Source organism: Geodermatophilus sabuli (assembly GCF_010686765.1).
GTDB classification, from domain to species: Bacteria; Actinomycetota; Actinomycetes; order Mycobacteriales; family Geodermatophilaceae; genus Geodermatophilus; species Geodermatophilus sabuli_A.
In genome coordinates this window covers 1-3,648 of the sequence record NZ_JAAGWF010000021.1, presented here as the reverse complement: position 1 = coordinate 3,648, position 3,648 = coordinate 1, and the positions used below count along the sequence as shown (strand labels likewise).

The window sequence follows — 3,648 nt, the reverse complement described above, 5'->3', positions numbered from 1 at the left end:
CAGAGGACCCCGTCCTGCCCACCCTCCGCACGCTCAGGGTGGGGCCCGGGACGGAGCCACCCCGCGCCACCCGGCCGGGTGGGCAGCTGAAGTCGCGACCCGTTCGCGACACGCCGTTCCCGCGGCGGCAGCTGCCCACCCGGCCGTTCGCGTCCCCGGGCCGGGCGTTGACACCGCTCCCGCCGCCTCCCTAGCGTCCCTGATCGTCCTCGGACCGCTTCTCGGGCACCCGCTCGATCCGCTCCTGACACCTGGCGGTGCTCCCGCCACCGCGCGACGACGCCGGTGGATCGCCACGGACATCGGAGTCCCCATGCCTGGACACCCGCCCACCCTCTCCGTCCCGGACCTCCGCGGACGCCGTCGCCGCAGGGCGCTCGTCGCCGTCGTCGGCGCCGGCCTGCTCGCCGGTGGTGTCGTGACACCGGCCGGCGCGTCCGGGGACGACGCCTCCGGCGGGGGCGGTGCGCGCACGACCGTCGAGCCCTTCGGCAGCACGCCGGACGGCGCCCCCGTCGAGCGCTGGACCCTCAGCAACGGCGAGATGACGGTCCGCGTGCTGACCTACGGCGGGGTCATCCAGACGCTTGAGGTCCCCGACGCCCACGGGGAGGTGGACAACGTCGTCCTCGGCTTCGCCGACGTCGCCGGCTACGCCTCCGACGACGACCCCTACTTCGGCTCGCTCATCGGCCGCTACGGCAACCGCATCGCCGACGCGCAGTTCACGCTGGACGGCCAGACGTACTCGCTGCCGGCCAACGACGGCCCCAACACGCTGCACGGTGGGACCGACGGCTTCGACGACCGCATCTGGGCGGCCACCCCGGTCGGGGACGAGCACGTCGCCGCCCTGCGGCTGGAGCTGGTCAGCCCGCACGACGACCAGGGCTTCCCCGGCACCCTCACCACCGCCGTCACCTACAGCCTCGACGAGCACTCCCGCCTGACGGTCCACTACGAGGCCACGACCGACGCCCCGACCGTCGTCAACCTGACCCAGCACACCTACTGGAACCTGGCCGGTGAGGGCTCGGGCGACGTCTACGACCACCGCCTGCAGATCAACGCCAGCGGCTACACGCCCGTCGGCGAGACGCTCATCCCGACCGGCGAGATCGCCCCGGTGGAGGGCACCCCGTTCGACTTCCGGGCGCCCACGGCCATCGGGGAGCGCATCCGCGAGAACGACCAGCAGCTGCTGTTCGGGCAGGGCTACGACCACAACTGGGCGCTGGACCGGACCGACGACGGCGCCCGCGAGGGCTCCGACGCCGAGGACGCGCTCGAGCCGGCCGCCGTGCTGCACGACCCGGCCAGCGGCCGGACGCTGGAGATCGCCACGACCGAGCCCGGGCTGCAGTTCTACTCGGGCAACTTCCTGGACGGCACCCTCGTCGGCACCGGCGGTGGCGTCTACCGCCAGGGCGACGGCCTGGCGCTGGAGACCCAGCACTTCCCCGACTCGCCGAACCAGCCGGCCTTCCCGTCGACCGAGCTGCGCCCGGGGGAGGTGTACGAGAGCACCACGGTGTTCGCGCTGACGCACTGAGACCGCACCGAGCGCGGCGGTGGGTGGTCGTGACCGTCTCATGACCAGTCGTGACGACCGGCCGGGGGACGACGACCCGCCCACCGCCCGCTCCGCGGGACCCCCGTTGCCGACCTCCTACGTTGTCCTCGGGGCCGTGTGCGGGGGCCCAGGGCTCACGACGAGAGGCACGACGCTGATGACGACCACCCGGGAGACGCTGGCAGCCGAGGGTCACCGGGGTGGCATCGACGTCCGGGTGAGCCTGCGGGCCGACGCCGGGGCCGGGGAACAGCCCTTCGACGGGGCGTGGTTCCCGCGCAGCCGGGACCTCGCGGTCGAGGTGCCCGAGCTGATCGCCGCCCTCGACAAGCGAGGGGTGCGCGTGGAGCGCTTCACCTACGCCCTCGACGCCTGGGCCCCGGCGCCGCGCAAGGTCGTCGTCGGCGGCCGGGTGGTGCGCACGGGCGGCTTCCGCAGCATGGACCCCGGCGTCGTCTGCCTGACCTGGGCCGGAGGCAACCGCCGGGCCGACCTGCTCGTCGTCCCGCCGGAGACCGACGTCATCACCGGCGCCCGCGCGCTGCGGCTGTGCACCCGCCGCGGACTGCCCAACTCGCCGCAGATGGTGATGGCCGCCGCGCGGTCCATGCCCCTGCCGCAGGTCCCCGGCCTGCCCTACACCCGGGCGGTGTGAGAGAGGATCCCCGCCCCACCGCTCGCGAGCTCGCGGCGAGGCCCTGCAGGGGGCGACGCCTCCCCGACCCTCGTGAGCCGGCGGCGGTGCCCGGGTCTTCCGCCCGCCGCGAACCGGCTGGACGGTGGGGGAGCGGGTGGGCTGGGGTGGCGGCATGCGACTGCTCGTCCTCGGTGGCACCCACTTCCTCGGCCGGCACGTGGCGACTGCGGCGCTCGAGCGCGGCCACGAGGTGGCGACCTTCACCCGCGGGGTGTCCGGCGAGCCCCCCGAGGGGGTCCGCGCGCTGCACGGGGACCGGGACGACCCGGCGGCCCTGCCCGCGGCGCTCGCCGGCTGGGCGCCCGAGCTCGTCGTCGACACCTCCTGCCAGACCCGCGCCGCCGCTCGTCACGCGGCGGCCGCGCTGGCCGGGGTCCGCGGCTACGCCTTCGTCAGCAGCCTCAACGCCTACGCGCACTGGCCTCCGGGGCCGATCGGCGCGGAGGACGGCGAGCCGACCCGCACCGGTGACGAGGACGAGTACGGCGCCATCAAGGCCGAGGCCGAGCGCGTCCTGGCGGCGGTGCTCGGCGACCGGTTCCTCACCGCCCGCGCCGGGCTGATCGTCGGGCCGCACGACCGGGTGGACCGGCTCGGCTGGTGGCTGCGCCGCATCGCGCGCGGCGGCCGGGTGGTCGTCCCGGACGCGCTGGACCAGCCGATCGCCGCCGTCGACGCCCGCGACCTGGCCGGCTGGCTGGTGGAGGTCGCCGAGCAGGGCCGGGGTGGGGCGGTCACCACCACCGGACCCGTGGGGATGACCACCCTGGGCGGCCTGCTCGACCTCTGTCGGACGGTGACCGGCGGCGACGCGGAGTGGGTCCCGGTACCCGAGGCGGAACTGCTGGCCGCGCAGGTGGAGCCGTGGCTGCACCTGCCGCTGTGGCTGCCCGCCGACGTGGCCCGCACGGCGTGGGACGTCGACACCTCCCGGGCCCGCGAGCTCGGCCTGCCCGGCCGCCCGCTGCGCGACACGGTCGCCGACACCTGGGCCTGGCTGCGGGCGGTCGAGCGGCTGCCCGACCCTCCGCACGGCCTGCCGCGCCCCGGCCTGCCTGCCGAGCTCGAAGCCGCCCTCCTCGCGGCCCGCTGAGACGGCGAGGGCCCCGCCCGGCGGCTGCCGGGCGGGGCCCTCGTACGGCCCCCTCCAGGGGCCCGCCCCCGATCTGGCGAGGGGTGGGGTGGAGGGGGTCCTTGCTCAGTCCTGCGGGGCGCTGGGCCGGCCGGCCGCGAGGTTGCGACGCAGGTCGGCGGCGTCGGCGGCGTCAGCCGGGAGCTCGACCTCGTCGGCCAGGCGGGCTGCCTCGGCGGCGAGCGCGTCGGCCGACTCCTGGGCGCGGTCCTTGCGGTACTCGCGGAAGGAGTGGACGACCGCGGC

Annotated in this window: 3 protein-coding genes and 1 pseudogene; 3 read left to right on the top strand and 1 reads right to left on the bottom strand. The window is 76.1% G+C overall.

The features are described 5' to 3' along the window. Positions 1-313 precede the first annotated feature (313 nt). The 3 genes from GCU56_RS18490 to GCU56_RS18480 all read left to right on the top strand — a co-directional run bounded on the left by GCU56_RS18490 (position 314) and on the right by GCU56_RS18480 (position 3,363). The gene (locus tag GCU56_RS18490) at positions 314-1,552 is read left to right on the top strand and encodes an aldose epimerase family protein (RefSeq protein ID WP_163483227.1); all 1,239 of its coding nucleotides are present in this window, start codon (positions 314-316) and stop codon (positions 1,550-1,552) included. A gap of 178 nt (positions 1,553-1,730) precedes the next feature. After that, positions 1,731-2,228, top strand: coding sequence for a DUF5994 family protein (locus tag GCU56_RS18485; RefSeq protein ID WP_163483226.1), 498 nt, complete (start codon positions 1,731-1,733; stop codon positions 2,226-2,228). A 154-nt stretch (positions 2,229-2,382) separates the two neighbouring features. Then, positions 2,383-3,363: an NAD-dependent epimerase/dehydratase family protein gene (locus tag GCU56_RS18480; protein ID WP_163483225.1), complete on the top strand. Its 981-nt coding sequence runs from the start codon at positions 2,383-2,385 to the stop codon at positions 3,361-3,363. Between the two features lie 105 nt (positions 3,364-3,468). On the opposite strand, the pseudogene GCU56_RS18475 reads toward GCU56_RS18480, so the two are convergent. After that, positions 3,469-3,648: pseudogene (locus GCU56_RS18475) on the bottom strand (sulfite exporter TauE/SafE family protein); the annotation flags it as partial.

Bases quoted from the DNA above. Each gene is read 5' to 3' on its own strand.
- GCU56_RS18490 (WP_163483227.1), top strand. From the start codon at position 314: ATGCCTGGACACCCGCCCACCCTCTCCGTCCCGGACCTCCGCGGACGC.
- GCU56_RS18485 (WP_163483226.1), top strand. From the start codon at position 1,731: ATGACGACCACCCGGGAGACGCTGGCAGCCGAGGGTCACCGGGGTGGC.
- GCU56_RS18480 (WP_163483225.1), top strand. From the start codon at position 2,383: ATGCGACTGCTCGTCCTCGGTGGCACCCACTTCCTCGGCCGGCACGTG.